Consider the following 15,045-nt stretch of genomic DNA (forward strand, 5'->3'; position numbering starts at 1 on the left):
GTGGATAAAATTTGGAGACAAAGGCGAACGCTTCGCTTCTACAGAATCGATTCCGTCACCTTCGCTACGCTGGGCCGTAACCCGCCAAGTGCAAAAAGACATTCATCTTATTTGGTTTGTGTATTACTGATTGGCGGCTACTGGCTCTGAGAGCAGGTTGCCCCGAATATAGAAAGTCATTGGATCGGTGATTTCTACATGTACAAAAGTACCGATCAATTCTTTAGGTCCTTCAAAGTGCACCAGCTTGTTGCTGCGTGTACGTCCTGCCAGAACATTGGAATTCCGTTTGCTCTCACCTTCGACCAGCACTTCAACAACCTTGCCGCGCTGCTTTTCATTGCTGCTATGGCTGTATGCGTTGATCGTCTCGTTCAAGCGTTTCAAACGTTCCTTCTTCACGTCCATCGGCACGTTATCCTCCATCACCGCAGCAGGTGTACCTTCACGCGGAGAGTAGATGAATGTGTAGGCAAAATCGTAGCCAACTTCCTTGACCAGTGACAGCGTATCTTCGAACTGCTCTTCCGTCTCCCCCGGGAAACCAACGATAATATCAGTGGTTAACACGACATCTGGAATTGCAGTTTTAATTTTGTCAGCAAGCTTCAGGTAGTGTTCCCGACTGTACTTGCGGCTCATACGTTTCAGCACTTCCGTGCTACCAGACTGCACAGGCAGATGGATATGTTCCACCAGGTTCCCGCCCTTCGCAAGCACCTCAATCAGATGATCATCGAAGTCACGTGGATGACTGGTTGTAAACCGAACCCGTGGAATATCGATTTTGCGGATATCATCCATCAGGTCACCGAAGCTATACTTCAGATCCGTGAAGTCTTTGCCATAAGCATTGACGTTCTGGCCGAGCAGCGTGATTTCCTTGAAGCCTTGTCTTGCCAGTTCACGAACTTCGGCAATAACATCTTCTGGACGTCGACTGCGCTCTTTCCCCCGTGTGAACGGGACGATGCAATATGTACAGAACTTGTCGCAACCATACATAATGTTCACCCAGCCGCGCATGCCCTCACGTTTTTTCGGTAGGTTCTCAATGATGTCGCCTTCCTTGGACCATACCTCAACAACCATTTCTTTACTGAACAGCGCTTCTTGAATCAGGTGTGGCAGCCGATGTACGTTGTGTGTACCAAAAATTATATCCACAAAACCATGCTTCTGCATGATCCGGTTCACGACGCCTTCTTCCTGCGACATACAGCCACACACACCCAGTAACAAACCTGGACGTTCGATTTTCAGGGTTTTCAGATGGCCCAGCTCACCAAACACTTTATCTTCCGCATTTTCTCGAATCGCACATGTGTTTAACAGAATGATATCTGCCTCTTTGCGATCCTCGGTAGCCTGATAGCCCATCGATTCAAGCAATCCTTTGATGGTCTCCGAGTCATGCTCATTCATCTGGCATCCATACGTATATACGATATAGTGTTTGCCTTTCCCCACGTTTTTCAGTTCCTCGGGTACGGCTGTTTCGTAAAGCACCTGGACGTCTTCCTTGCCCCGTTGTTTCTCCTGACGATGATTAGGTTCGGATTTGATGTTAATCTCCCGGCCCCGGATTCTTATCTTTTTGCTGAATTCATCTTGCGAAATTACTTTGGCATCGGAGAAATCAAAATATTGGGAGTAATCCTTTTTTGAGTCTTTAGCCATTTCCTTCGGTCACTCCTTACAGCCTCTATTAATAAAAAATCGTTATTTCATCTTGTTTCACGTGATTTGCACGCTTTATACATCAAAAGAGCATTACAGCAAATTATAACATGAATTGGGCTGTAGTTCCACATCCAAAGCCGCTGCCCCTTCGCCTATCCCGAAATCTGCGCAGGTCTGCTAAACAGCCCGAAAATACACAAAAACCTGAGCTATCCCAGGTCGAATGTAGCGACGCGTGGATATACTCAGGTTTATACGTTCATTCAAACCGCCAAGATCACGGCTGAAGATTGTTCCATGTGATTAGTCGATGATTTCAGCAGTATCGCCGTTACGAGCGCCAGCTGCATTAGCTTCATCCGTATCAATATGCATGTCCAGTGCAAAGGAATCCGATACACGAGCCAGTACATTTTCCAGTACCAGACCACGATCTCCACCCAGACGAACTTTCAGCAATTGTTTGTCCTCAATGCCCCATTTAGCAGCATCAGAAGTATGGAAGTGGATATGACGAGCAGCAACGATAACACCTTTATCGATTGTAACTTCGCCAGCAGGTCCTTTAATCGTAATACCTGGAGTACCTTCGATGCTTCCGGATTCACGAACAGGTGCCTTAACACCAATAGCGAAAGAATCTGTCATCGAGATTTCCAGTTGTGTTTCCGGACGAACAGGTCCAAGGATACGCACTTTATCAAACTGTCCTTTCGAACCAATAACCGCTACTGTTTCGTTAGCAGCATATTGTCCTGGTTGGGACAGAGGTTTAAACTCGGTCAATTCGTAGCCTTTACCAAACAAAATTTCAACGTGCTCTTGAGATACATGAATGTGACGGGCAGATACGCCCACAGGTACTGTTTTGCTCATTGTGAATTTCACTCCTTGTTTATCTATGGCCTGTAGCCAGGCTCTTAACAATCCTATGGTATTATACCCCTTTTTGAAGTGAAATGAAAACGAACTGCTGAAAATTCATGAAATACACTTATTTTGCAATCATTAATCCCCTGCATTTGGTAAATCCATCTGAACATGGACGGATACTCCTTCCAGCTCGTTTTCTTCAGCGACCATCGGTATCATGATTTACCATGTTCCACCTACAAATTTTCCCTTGGCAAGTTTTCTCCTAAATAACTCATCGCATTGCCCCACATCCAACCGTGAACGAGTGATTCGTCGTAGTGCTTGAGCAGCGTATTTATCAACTTCGGATACTGCCCGGTATGTTCAAGGTCATGGATATACGTAGCAATTCCGTCAAAATCAGACCCCATCATCAGATGATGCTCCCCACCCAGAGAACATATCTGCTCAATATGAGGCAATAGATCTTCAATACATACTTCGCCTTCCTGCTTCACAAACCACGGTACAAACGTCAGCCCAATACGCCCTTCCCGGGCAATAATGGCCCGTATCTGATCATCCTTCAGATTACGCACATGCGGGCATATGGCATAACTGTTGGAATGCGAAGCGATAAAAGGACGTTCACTAAGGTCAGCAAGCTCCCAGAAGCCTTTCTCGGTCAGATGTGATACATCCAGCAGCATGCCGATTTGGTTACACAGTTGAACCAGCTCTCTGCCCTTCTCCGTAAGTCCCGCCCCACGTTTCTCCAGTACACCATCAGCTGCCCAATTGGCATAGTTCCAGGTAAGGCCAACGATCCGCACACCCATTTGATAACATAACTCCAGATAAAAGAGATTGCCCTCCAGTCCATCGACACCTTCAAGTGTAAGTAGTCCCCATGGTCTGTCCGTTTTCCCGATCTGCGTAAGCTGTTCTCGCCATAACAATGTATTTGTGCCTTCAGCTCGTTCTTTGGTTATCTCCACTCGCTTGCGGTAGGTGTCCAACTGGCCCATCACATGTTCAAACTTTCCTCTGCCAAGCACTTCGGGCAAATAGATTGCAAAGGCCTGCAAACCAATGTTACCTTCTCTCATACGTTCCAGATTCACATCCAGCTGTGAAGCATTTTCAAATGAATGGCTAGGGTTCATCAGCATTTTACTCAAAGCATCACAATGAAAATCGGCTACTCGGCAGTTGTGCATCACAATCTCTCCTTCTAAACGGTTATGTTATGGAATAAAACGCAAAAAAACCTGTCTACTTCGTAAACAGGTTCAATGCATAAACGCATGTATTATCTGGGCTCCACAATCAGCTTAATGGCCGTTCGGTCCTCGCCGTCGATCACAATGTCTGTAAAAGCTGGAATACAAATCAAGTCAACTCCGCTTGGTGCCACAAATCCCCGGGCTATCGCTACCGCTTTAATGGCTTGGTTCAGTGCTCCCGCTCCAATTGCCTGCAGTTCAGCATTTCCACGTTCACGAAGAACACCTGCAAGAGCGCCGGCTACGGAATTGGGATTGGACTTTGCTGAAACTTTTAATACTTCCATGGTAAGTACCTCCCTGGGAATGTTGAATGTTTGTTTCCACTTACTAGATGTTATTCGCGGGAGGCAAAAAAATTCCTTCTTTTTAGACGGGTTTCCCTGCAAATTGGGACAATACCCCTATTCCATGCGCCACTCGTCCTCCATCAGACGAATTTTCTCAATGCGTGTTGCAGCACCTGTGGCTTCATCGATCTCCACAAATACACCGTGGAAATGCCATTTGCCATCATCCACAACAAATCGTACCGGAAGCTGGGTGTAGAACTTGCGAAGCACCGCTTCACGCTCCATGCCCAATATGCCGTCACGCGGCCCTACCATACCCGCATCGGTTAAATAAGCTGTTCCTCCTGGCAAAATACGATCATCGTTGCTCTGCACATGTGTATGTGTACCTACGACCAGCGACGCACGTCCATCCAGATGCCAGCCCATGGCGATCTTCTCTGACGTTGCTTCAGCGTGCATATCGACCAGAATACATTTATGGTCTTGACGCAGTTCATCCACAATCTCATCGGCAACGCGGAATGGACAATCCAGAGCAGGCAGGAACGTCCGGCCTTGTAGGTTGACAATCGCCAGCTCCTTGCCTTCTCCTTTGACTACGGTGTATCCTCTGCCTGGTGTTCCCGGCGGAAAGTTCGCAGGACGAATCATACGTGGCTCATCATCTATAAAATCAAATATGTCCTTATTGTCCCAGGTATGGTTACCAAGGGTGATGCCATGCACACCCCAGTTGAAAAACTCATTTGCAATTGCCCCGGTGATTCCCCGGCCTGCCGCTGCATTTTCCCCATTAACAATGACCACATGTGGCTTATACTTCGTTTTGAGGTAGGGAAGGTTTTCCTTCAATGCCTTACGCCCCACGTTCCCCACAATATCACCAATAAACAAAACTTTCATTTTACTGCCTCCTTAAACCCTACCAAGCGCAGCCTACTTCAAAGCATCCGAAACTTCGCAGGACCTCTATCTCTTGCTCACCATTTTTTTTTATTAAATGCCTTTTAACAAGCTATCAAAAGGAAAAGTGGCCCACTACTGCGGCCACTTTTCCGTAATGCTCTATTTTGCGTATTCAACCGCACGGGTTTCCCGGATGACGGTGACTTTGATGTGACCCGGATAATCGAGTTCGTTCTCGATCATCTTCGTGATGTCACGCGCGAGGCGGAAGGCTTCAGCATCGTCGATTTTCTCAGGCTGTACCATAACGCGAACTTCGCGTCCGGCCTGGATGGCATACGATTTCTCGACACCTTCGAACGATTCCGAGATCTCTTCCAGCTTCTCCAGTCGTTTGATATACGTTTCCAGCGTTTCGCGGCGTGCGCCTGGTCTTGCTGCGGAGAGCGCATCTGCTGCGCCAACCAACATGGCAATAACCGAAGTCGCTTCGCAATCCCCGTGATGGGACGCGATACTGTTGATTACAACCGGATGTTCTTTGTATTTCTTCGCTAGTTCCACGCCGATTTCGACGTGTGATCCTTCCACTTCGTGATCCAGCGCTTTACCGATGTCATGCAATAGACCTGCACGTCTTGCTAAGGTTACGTCTTCTCCGAGTTCGCCAGCCATCAATCCAGCCAGATAAGCGACTTCCATCGAATGTTTCAAGACGTTTTGACCGTAGCTTGTACGGAACTTCAACCGGCCCAGAATTTTAATCAAGTCCGGATGCAGACCATGCACGCCCACTTCAAAGGTAGCTTGCTCACCGTATTCACGGATACGCTCATCCACTTCTTTGCGGGATTTCTCCACCATCTCTTCAATCCGTGCCGGGTGAATACGTCCATCAGCCACCAGTTTTTCGAGGGCAGTACGGGCGATTTCACGGCGAATCGGGTCAAAGCCCGACAGAATAACAGCTTCTGGCGTATCATCGATAATGAGGTCAATCCCTGTAAGGGTTTCAAGCGCACGGATGTTACGTCCTTCACGACCGATAATCCGGCCTTTCATTTCTTCATTTGGCAAAGTAACAACGGATACCGTTGTCTCCGCTACGTGATCAGCCGCACAACGTTGGATGGCGAGTGTAATAATCTCGCGGGACTTTTTGTCCGCTTCTTCCTTCGCTTGCTGTTCAATGTCCTTGATCATTTGAGCCGTCTCATGACGAACTTCCTGTTCTACGTTGGACAGTATGATACTGCGTGCGTCTTCCATAGTGAGGTTGGATATGCGCTCCAGCTCCGTCACCTGGTTTTTGTAGATCATCTCGATCTGCTGCTGTGTCTCATCAATTCGTTTCTCTTTGTTAGCCACTTGCTCTTCTTTACGTTCGAGTGATTCCAATTTTTTATCCAGCGACTCTTCTTTTTGCAACAATCGTCTTTCTTGTCGTTGAATTTCGTTCCGACGTTCACGAGTGTCTTTTTCAGCTTCGGCGCGAATGCGATGGATTTCGTCCTTCGCTTCCAGCACCGTTTCTTTCTTCAGTGCCTCTGCCTCTTTCTTCGCGTTCTCCACGATTTGCACGGCAGCTTGTTCCGCACTGGAGATTTTAGCCTCTGCAAGAGATTTGCGAATAAAATACCCTACTCCGAACCCAATAACGAGCGCGGCCACAACGAGAACGATCGTGATTACGATGTCCATACTGTTCACCTCCTCGTTGGTTCCTCCAAGGCACTCCTTGGGTCAATTTGTTGTTTTCAAGCCTTACATATTTTTGGGAATAACGAATACTCACGGCGATCCCCCGCCGATTTTCATTTCAAGTGTACATGTCTCCACGCACTATCCGCCGTCTCCGACGAACCCATAATCATGAATGGTATAAATCTTAAAAAACAGAAACCGCTTTTTTGGAAGGAAAAAGGGTTGTCCATTTCTTACAGACTCATGTCCATTTTAGTATTTGACGAAAGAAATTGTCAAGAGAATGCAGTATAGTGAGTCCAGTCTGCTAATCCCATAACAACGCTTCGTCTTCTTCGGGGTCTTTAACCTCGTCTTCTTCAATTAAACAATTCACGACCCGACGCACCATATCCATGGAAAAACCTCGTCGCATCAAGAAGGGAAGCGTTTTACGTTTCTTCTCCTGGATGTCTCCTTTGACCTGATTCCATTTTTTGCGTCCGGCGGTTAGAGCCGTCTCAAATTCCGCATCTGTACTTACACCTTCCAGCGCTTCAGCAATCAGTTCATTGGCAATGCCCTTTTGACGCAGCTCTTGCCTTATCCACAGTTTTCCCTTCCGCTGGCCCTCCATACGCTGACGAGTCCATTCCTTCGCAAACAGTTCGTCATCGACCAAATTCTCCCGCTCAAGCCGATCCAGGGCCTCTTCAATCAACGGTGCAGCAAACTCTTTCTGACGAAGCTTCTGACTTAATTCGTGGCGTGTCCGAGGTTTATGCTCCAGATATCGCAAAGACTGCACATACGTCCGCTGTCGCTCGTCAGCTACGATGATATCTTCCAAGTCTTTTTTCAGAAACGTATTTCCCCGGGTCATCCGATATTTAATCATTACATCTTCAAGCACCGTAATTGAATATAAACCAAAGGTAATTCGGTAACGAGCTTCCCTGCTCTTCGTTCGTTCAACTCGTGTAATGGTAAGTTCTTCGTTATCCGGGAATTGGGAGATTCCCTCCAGCTCGGCTTCTTCATATAAATCATCTTCATGTTGATCCATTTCGGTCTCCCCTTCCATGTCATTTTGTGTGTCTGAACTGCACGGCCTAACTGACAAGTACATAGCAAAATAAAAGACTTCCTCGAATACATCTCCGACGGAGATAACACAGCTACACTGAATACGTTTAGCGTAACTTCACAGAGACATCAGACGCTAATACAAAAGGCCGGAAACAATATCCGGCCTCTCCCTAATAGTAAACGTGTCAATAGCCTCTGCCCATTCGGACAGAGGCTGTTGGACAGCGCGAGCGCACACACCATACCCCAAGCTAGATCGAGCAAGCTCAATCAGACAAGCTTTGGGAGTTCAGAGGGCAAGGCCCTCTAGGGCCCTTCCTACAAGGGAGGGTTACTCGTTAATTTCAAATAGTTCTTGTTCTTCTGCTGCTTCTTTTTGTTGCTCTTCGCTAGTTGGCGCAGGAACTGCAGTAGTCAAGTTACTGGCTACACGAATTTTTTGTTCAATGATTTCAGCAATATCTTTATGCTCTTTCATGAACTGCTTCGCGTTCTCACGGCCTTGTCCTAAACGCTCGCCTTCGTATGAGTACCATGCACCACTTTTATTGACGATGTCCAGCTCAGTACCAATGTCAATGATACTGCCTTCTCTCGAAATACCCTCACCGTACATGATATCCACTTCCGCTTGTTTAAACGGAGGTGCTACTTTGTTTTTCACCACTTTAATACGCGTACGGTTACCAATCATGTCATTTCCTGATTTGATACTCTCAATACGGCGTACATCCAGACGTACCGTGGAATAAAATTTCAGGGCACGACCACCAGGTGTTGTTTCTGGGTTACCAAACATAACCCCGACTTTTTCACGAAGTTGGTTGATAAAGATCGCGATCGTTTTGGATTTACTGATTGCACCAGACAGTTTACGCAGTGCCTGAGACATCAGACGCGCTTGCAAACCGACATGGGAATCACCCATTTCGCCTTCGATTTCTGCTTTTGGTACCAATGCAGCCACAGAGTCAATAACGACAATGTCCACAGCACCACTACGTACAAGAGCTTCTGCAATTTCAAGCCCTTGCTCACCCGTATCTGGCTGAGACAGAAGCAATTCGTCAATGTTAACACCCAGTTTACTGGCGTATTGTGGGTCAAGAGCATGCTCGGCATCGATAAATGCAGCTTGTCCACCCACTCTTTGTACTTCAGCGATAGCATGCAATGCTACGGTTGTTTTACCAGAAGATTCAGGTCCATATATTTCAACAATACGGCCTTTAGGCAAGCCGCCTGTTCCTAATGCAATATCCAAAGCCAAGGAACCGCTGGGTATAATTTCCACATTCATGTGAGTCGACTCACCCAGTTTCATGATGGATCCTTTACCAAATTGCTTCTCTATTTGACGGAGCGCCATATCAAGCGCGGCACGACGGTCTGACAATAAGCTCACACCCTTTACTGTTTATAAGATAATGATACCTTGTTTTAACACGTTTGCCAAGCTTTTTTTCGAACATACATTCGTTTTTTTTGTAAAGGCCGAGGCGCCTCTTCCTCAAGGAAACTTTCCATTAAACAGAAAAAAGAACCGTAAACAAGGCTGTAAAGCCTGATTTTACGGTTCTTCCGTCTTCCTTTATTATACTTGCTTGCCTTGGCAAATGCAATCCGAGCTCTTAACTAGTCCATCTCCACAAGCTTGCGCCACAAACGGTAAAGAATCGCTTTCGCTGAACGAATCCGAACCGTCTCCCGATTGCCATTAATGCGCAGTTCATGAATTTCTGTCTCTTTACCACGCTCTGCCAGAGCGATGAAGACAAGACCTGGCGGTTTGCGTTCGGAATAACCAGGTCCCGCTACACCTGTCACTGACAGACCGAAGTCGGCATCCCCAATCATTCGAATCTGCTCTGCCAGCACTTTGGCCACTTCCGGACTCACTGCGCCCGGTGCATCTTCACCTTCCAGATAGGAATGCGGCACATGGAGCAGCTTCTCTTTAATTTCATTGGAGTAACATACAATTCCGCCCTTAAGCATCGACGCACTGCCAGGAACTGATGTCAGACTTTGCATGACGAGCCCTCCTGTGCAGCTCTCAGCCGCGCTAAGAGTCAGACCCATATCAGACATCATCGTTACAATTGTGTACTCTATAGGCACATCCTCGTTCGCGTAGAGATGCTCTGGCAATCGTTCCCGAATCTGAACTTCCATTGCATCCAGCTTCAGCTTTGCCTCATTCTCACTTGGAGCCTTTGTAGATACACGTACCGTAACTTCTCCCTCACTTGCATAAGGAGCAATGGTAGGATCTGTCTGTGTATCAATCAGATCAAGGAGTCGGTCTTCCAATGCCGATTCGCCAATTCCTGCAAACTTCAGCATTTTCGAGTAGATCGGCATTTCTTCTGTCAGTACATGCTGGAACAACCAAGGCTTAACTTCCTGTTCAAACATAGGAATTAGCTCTTTCGGTGGTCCAGGCATCACTACATAATGCTTGCCATTGTCAGAAATCGCATTTCCTGCGGCAAGGCCTGTTTCGTTCGCCAGCGGTGTCCCGCCTTCTATAACGATTGCCTGACGACGATTGTTTTCGGTCATGTCTACATTACGATCTCGGAAGAAGCTCTCGATTTTGTCCATGGCCATTCGATCTATATGCAGCTTGCGGTTCAAGACCGCCGCGATCGCATCCTTGGTCAGGTCATCCTGTGTAGGACCGATGCCCCCAGAAAATAAAATGACGTCTGCACGACCCTGAGCGATGCGAATAGCGTCACTAAGTCGATTTAGATTATCACCAACCACCGTTTGGAAATATACATCAATCCCGATTGCAGCCAATTCACGGGATAGATATCGAGCATTGGTATTCACAATTTGTCCAAGCAACAATTCTGTGCCAACTGCAATGATTTCTGCCTTCATTCAGCATCCTCCTGTACACGTGGTGAGTGATCAAAGGGCAATAGGATAATTTCCTATTGCCCTTCGTACAAATGATTTCTTCATACTTACCCATTTAACCTCAAACGTTACGCTTTCGATAAATGAAGCAAATTTTTGTTTTTGATAAAGTAATCAATGCCTGACCAAATCGTAATAATCGCTGCAGCCCAAACGGCAATAACGTCCATGTGAATACCCGTGAATGAGAACGGGAAATTATTCAACAACAGCAGTACAATCGCCACAATTTGCACGACGGTTTTCAGTTTGCCCCAGGCACTTGCCGCAACAACCGAACCATCCAATAACGCAATCTGACGCAAGCCGGTAACCGCAAACTCACGACTAATAATGACCACAGCAATCCAGGAATCCAACTTGCCCATTTCCACAAGAGAAATTAGCACCGCAGTAACCAACAACTTGTCAGCCAGCGGATCAAGCAATTTCCCCAGGTTGGTGACCATATTATTTTTCCGCGCCAGATAGCCGTCAATTCCATCCGTGCTTGCTGCAATGATAAAAATGACAGCAGCAATCAACTGATTATACGGGAGCGATAAGCTTCCCAATTGCAACGGCTCTGGATAGAACGGAAAATCTACGAGCAGGAACACCATCAAAAAAGGGATTAAGCAAATTCGTGCAAGCGTAATCCGGTTGGGTAAATTCACAAGACGCCCTCCCTCTTATCCTCCATTACTCCAAACATTCATCTTAATCCCGTATTCATCATCCGGAACATGAAATTTACAGTTTCACTGTCAATCAGCACTAAAAGTGCTCTCACTATGTAAAAACGCAAAAAATAAAGTCAACCGTTCAAACGCAAAACCGTTTTAAACGTTCCGGTGACTTTCAGAAGATGTACTGCTTTTCACAAAGTCAGCAAACGATGATGACTGGGCTTTGATGCTTATCTGCCAGCAATGCACACTTAGTATAATATACGCCAATTGCAGTGTCAAAAAACACGTCTAGCTACAAAAAGGAGATATTATTTGAAATTTGTATATTGCAGGTCCAGAGGCAAATTGGCACCGTTCAATAACTGCATAACTGCCTGCAAATCATTCTTACTTTTACCTGTTACCCGGAGCTGATCTCCCTGAATCTGACTCTTCACTTTCATCTTGGAGTCACGAATCAGAATATTAATTTTTTTAGCGATATCCTGATCAATCCCCTGCTTGAAATTCAAACGCTGGCGGACTGTACCTGAAGAAGCTGGTTCTACTTTTGCATAATCAATGTTTTTTAAAGGTAAACCCCGCTTAGCCATCTTGGATTGCAGTACATCGATAACAGCCTTGAGTTTGGTCTCATCATCAGATACGATCGTTAACGCATCCTTATCCAGTTTCAGACTGCTCTTGCTGCCCTTGAAGTCATAACGCGTGCCAATTTCTTTTTCCGTTTGTGTTACGGCATTTGTCAATTCCTGCAAGTCCATTTTGGACACGATATCAAATGAATTTTCTGAACTCAAACCAGTCACCCTTTCAGTTAATCATATGTTCTGTAACATTATAGAGGATACGCCAAGCAAAAGTCTAATTTTATGAGGTTTTTCAAAATAAAAAAGCATTTTTGGCTGCCACTTGAGGTGGTTGCCAAAAATGCTTACCATGCGGCTGCCATTCTAATAACGGCTGCGATTAGGCTGTCTGAACATGTCAAGCACACCCAGAAGTACATGTGCAAGTCCAAAACCCAAAATACCGTAACCCCAAGCAGTTGGGGTCAAGTAATAACCCAGGAGGCTGACAATGATCCCCAAACCTGTTACGATCCAGCTGACTGTCACAGCCATCCACCTCACTTCACCAAAAGTTGACTGCAAGTTAAGACAAGGTTAGTGTCTCCCGCAGAAACTTTGGTTATTCGCCGTTAGTGCCGGTGCTTCCTTCGGTAGTGCTTCCTGTTTCATTCGTCGTAGTGCCTTCAGTACCTGCGGAGGACGTATCCTCACCAAGTCTTAACCGAATGCGGTTTGTCGCTTTCCCGTCTGTCACAACCTGCCCTGCAACCTCAATTGTGGTCGCTGCAGCGTAACCGGACTTAATGTACATTCCTGCACTGTCCAATTCAAAAGTATAACTGTCTCCTTCAGCGGTGTTGCCGTACTCTAACTTTTCTCCACTAGAGTTCTCGCCCTTGTATACTTCCAGCCAACTATGCCCCGTTGCTTTAATTGTAACGGTCACAGGCTGCCCTGCACTGCCGTTTACTTTGAAGTTCGTAATATTGCCTGATTTTCCGTCTTCAGCAACAGATACAGAAGCTGGCGGATTATCCGTTGGGTTCTCTTCATTTTCACCCGTCGTTTGCCCATCCGTCTGTCCGTCAGTCTGCCCCTCTGCTGTTCCGCCACCGTTACCGCCTGCTTCGCCTTCATTCGTTTCTCCGCTACCTGATTCATTCGCTGGAGGATTAGAAGCTTGGCCATTATCTGTAGGCTCATCCGGTTTATCTTGAGGTTGCTGCTGGCTGTCTGTGATCTTCGTCTGATCCAGCCCTTGTGTATCCGAATCATCCCTGTTCATCACTACATACACGTACAACAACACAAGAATTAATACCGGAAAAGTCCACATCAGCGCAACAGACATCCAGCGGTTACTGCGCTCTACCGGGCGGCTTGAACGCTTTTGAATAACCGGCTCCATGGTTGCTTCCGTTTCTTCTGCAGGTACATCTTTCTTATGTCCCTCCAGCAGCTCATCAGGATTTAGTCCCACCGTTTCCGCATAGGTTTTGATAAATGCACGCACATAGAAGCTACCAGGCAGCACTTTGTAGTCTCCTGCCTCTATTGCCTCCAAATACCTCTTGCGAATTTTAGTCATTTCCTGTACATCGTCAAGACTCATCCCTTTTTGCAGCCGGGCCTCTCTTAACTGCTGACCCAGTTCAGACATGCCATCTCCTCCTTATGTTTATCTCTATGGTTGTTGCTTATCTATTTCATGATCCCGTACGGAGCGTTACAGTTCGTCGGTGTAGCTGGCCGTAAACGTATCATAAATAATTTCTTCATTCGGATTGTTGCGCAGTTCAATAATAATGTCAAAATCATTAAAATCATATTCAGACTCCTGCACAAAAATATCCGGATGTTCAATAACTTTGGTGCTTGGCATCGTCATGATGTCCTGTAACAGATTATAATGCCGTTCGCTTGAACGAATCGTACTGACAATTCCGTCAATGATAAACACATTGTTTGGATTCAATTCGTCCTCGGACATCTGGCTTCTTATGGTCTGACGAAGAAGTGTGGAGGAAACAAACGTCCAGCGCTTCATCGCACATACGCTGCCCGCAATAATGGATTCCGTTTTGCCTACACGCGGCATTCCACGCAAACCAATGACTTGATTGCCTTCCCTCTTAAATACTTCACCCAAAAAGTCCACAAGTAACCCAAGTTCGTCCCGCGTAAAACGAAATGTTTTGCGATCATCCGAATCACGATCAATATAACGACCATGACGCACAGCCAGAATATCTACCAGTTTCGGTTGACGCAAAGCAGACACAGTTATGCTGTTCACTTTGCCAAGCATTTCACCCAGCAGACGGATCTTCTCGTCATCGTCCGATTCCAGCAGCATCCCCCGGGTTTTGCCTTCAACACCGTTGATGGTCAATATATTTACTTCAAGCATCCCCAGCATAGAGGCAATATCCCCTAAAAGGCCAGGTCTGTTCTTATGTATTTTATACTCCATATACCATTGTTTAGATTCCATTTAAACACCCCGTAAAGCATTATTCCACATTATTCGACAGTAACAGAACGCGTCCATTGGACGACAATCTGAGATATCTTCTAAAAATGGGTCACGTTAATGATATATAAAAAGAAAATGAATTACAAGAACAGGTCTGTAATCAATGTGTAATCATTAGAGAAAAGCCCCCTTGCGGGAGCTCTCCATCTGTAATCTTATGCGTTTTGTTTGGCCAATTTGACCATCAGGCACGCAATCGTACGACGTTCATCCTCGTCGCCGACTTCCCATAGTTCTTTCAATGCCCGGTTGGAAGGGTTCGCCGGATCTACTTTCTCATCCAGGAAGTCACCGATTTCATACGCAAGTTTGTTGATGGTTTCTTCATTCATTCCCATCTTCTCTGCTTGCTGTACGCGGTCACCCAAAAACTTCTTCCAAGTGTCAAAACTCGTGAGCACCGTTTTTTCTGTTGACATGATAAATCCTCCTTTGCTTGACGCATGAGATTTAAAATCAACAGTTGTAATATGTGCTTCCCGGACATTTTATATACGAGCATTTTTGAATTAATCGAAGATTATCTACAAATCATTA

At 46.1% G+C, this 15,045-nt stretch carries 15 protein-coding genes; all 15 read right to left on the bottom strand.

All coding sequences use genetic code 11. The features are described 5' to 3' along the window. Nucleotides 1-123: 123 nt before the first annotated feature. The 15 genes from miaB to A6049_RS20025 all read right to left on the bottom strand — a co-directional run bounded on the left by miaB (nucleotide 124) and on the right by A6049_RS20025 (nucleotide 14,927). Nucleotides 124-1,680: a tRNA (N6-isopentenyl adenosine(37)-C2)-methylthiotransferase MiaB gene (miaB, locus tag A6049_RS19960; protein WP_063566355.1), complete on the bottom strand. Its 1,557-nt coding sequence runs from the start codon at nucleotides 1,678-1,680 to the stop codon at nucleotides 124-126. A 306-nt stretch (nucleotides 1,681-1,986) separates the two neighbouring features. Further along, nucleotides 1,987-2,559: a phosphate propanoyltransferase gene (pduL, locus tag A6049_RS19965; protein WP_053783855.1), complete on the bottom strand. Its 573-nt coding sequence runs from the start codon at nucleotides 2,557-2,559 to the stop codon at nucleotides 1,987-1,989. Between the two features lie 233 nt (nucleotides 2,560-2,792). Further along, nucleotides 2,793-3,758, bottom strand: a complete 966-nt coding sequence (locus A6049_RS19970; RefSeq protein WP_063566356.1) for a dipeptidase — start codon at nucleotides 3,756-3,758, stop codon at nucleotides 2,793-2,795. Between the two features lie 92 nt (nucleotides 3,759-3,850). Next, nucleotides 3,851-4,111 carry a stage V sporulation protein S gene (locus tag A6049_RS19975; protein ID WP_019005392.1) on the bottom strand — a complete coding sequence of 87 codons (261 nt, stop codon included), beginning with the start codon at nucleotides 4,109-4,111 and terminating at the stop codon, nucleotides 3,851-3,853. A 117-nt stretch (nucleotides 4,112-4,228) separates the two neighbouring features. Next, a complete protein-coding gene (locus A6049_RS19980; RefSeq protein WP_024630289.1) occupies nucleotides 4,229-5,023 on the bottom strand; it encodes a TIGR00282 family metallophosphoesterase in 795 nt (264 codons plus the stop codon). Between the two features lie 162 nt (nucleotides 5,024-5,185). Continuing rightward, nucleotides 5,186-6,727, bottom strand: coding sequence for a ribonuclease Y (gene rny / locus A6049_RS19985; protein WP_062326115.1), 1,542 nt, complete (start codon nucleotides 6,725-6,727; stop codon nucleotides 5,186-5,188). A gap of 310 nt (nucleotides 6,728-7,037) precedes the next feature. Further along, nucleotides 7,038-7,775 carry a regulatory protein RecX gene (locus A6049_RS19990; RefSeq protein ID WP_063566357.1) on the bottom strand — a complete coding sequence of 246 codons (738 nt, stop codon included), beginning with the start codon at nucleotides 7,773-7,775 and terminating at the stop codon, nucleotides 7,038-7,040. 354 nt (nucleotides 7,776-8,129) lie between these two features. Then, nucleotides 8,130-9,194, bottom strand: a complete 1,065-nt coding sequence (gene recA / locus A6049_RS19995) for a recombinase RecA (protein WP_053783851.1) — start codon at nucleotides 9,192-9,194, stop codon at nucleotides 8,130-8,132. A 239-nt stretch (nucleotides 9,195-9,433) separates the two neighbouring features. Beyond that, the gene (locus tag A6049_RS20000; RefSeq protein ID WP_063566358.1) at nucleotides 9,434-10,690 is read right to left on the bottom strand and encodes a competence/damage-inducible protein A; all 1,257 of its coding nucleotides are present in this window, start codon (nucleotides 10,688-10,690) and stop codon (nucleotides 9,434-9,436) included. 107 nt (nucleotides 10,691-10,797) lie between these two features. Further along, on the bottom strand, nucleotides 10,798-11,385 hold the full coding sequence (gene pgsA, locus A6049_RS20005; RefSeq protein WP_063566359.1) for a CDP-diacylglycerol--glycerol-3-phosphate 3-phosphatidyltransferase: 588 nt from the start codon (nucleotides 11,383-11,385) through the stop codon (nucleotides 10,798-10,800). A gap of 323 nt (nucleotides 11,386-11,708) precedes the next feature. Further along, nucleotides 11,709-12,200 (bottom strand): YajQ family cyclic di-GMP-binding protein, encoded by a 492-nt coding sequence (locus A6049_RS20010; RefSeq protein WP_017689115.1) that lies wholly within the window; start codon nucleotides 12,198-12,200, stop codon nucleotides 11,709-11,711. 153 nt (nucleotides 12,201-12,353) lie between these two features. Continuing rightward, nucleotides 12,354-12,524, bottom strand: a complete 171-nt coding sequence (locus A6049_RS33340; RefSeq protein WP_157258470.1) for a hypothetical protein — start codon at nucleotides 12,522-12,524, stop codon at nucleotides 12,354-12,356. Nucleotides 12,525-12,591: 67 nt separating this feature from the next. Beyond that, nucleotides 12,592-13,632 carry a helix-turn-helix domain-containing protein gene (locus A6049_RS20015; protein WP_063566360.1) on the bottom strand — a complete coding sequence of 347 codons (1,041 nt, stop codon included), beginning with the start codon at nucleotides 13,630-13,632 and terminating at the stop codon, nucleotides 12,592-12,594. 66 nt (nucleotides 13,633-13,698) lie between these two features. Further along, nucleotides 13,699-14,466: a DUF3388 domain-containing protein gene (locus A6049_RS20020; protein ID WP_024630282.1), complete on the bottom strand. Its 768-nt coding sequence runs from the start codon at nucleotides 14,464-14,466 to the stop codon at nucleotides 13,699-13,701. Nucleotides 14,467-14,663: 197 nt separating this feature from the next. Further along, nucleotides 14,664-14,927, bottom strand: coding sequence for a DUF3243 domain-containing protein (locus A6049_RS20025; RefSeq protein WP_063566361.1), 264 nt, complete (start codon nucleotides 14,925-14,927; stop codon nucleotides 14,664-14,666). Nucleotides 14,928-15,045 lie beyond the last annotated feature (118 nt).

Source organism: Paenibacillus sp. O199 (assembly GCF_001636635.1).
Classification (GTDB): Bacteria; Bacillota; Bacilli; order Paenibacillales; family Paenibacillaceae; genus Paenibacillus; species Paenibacillus marchantiae.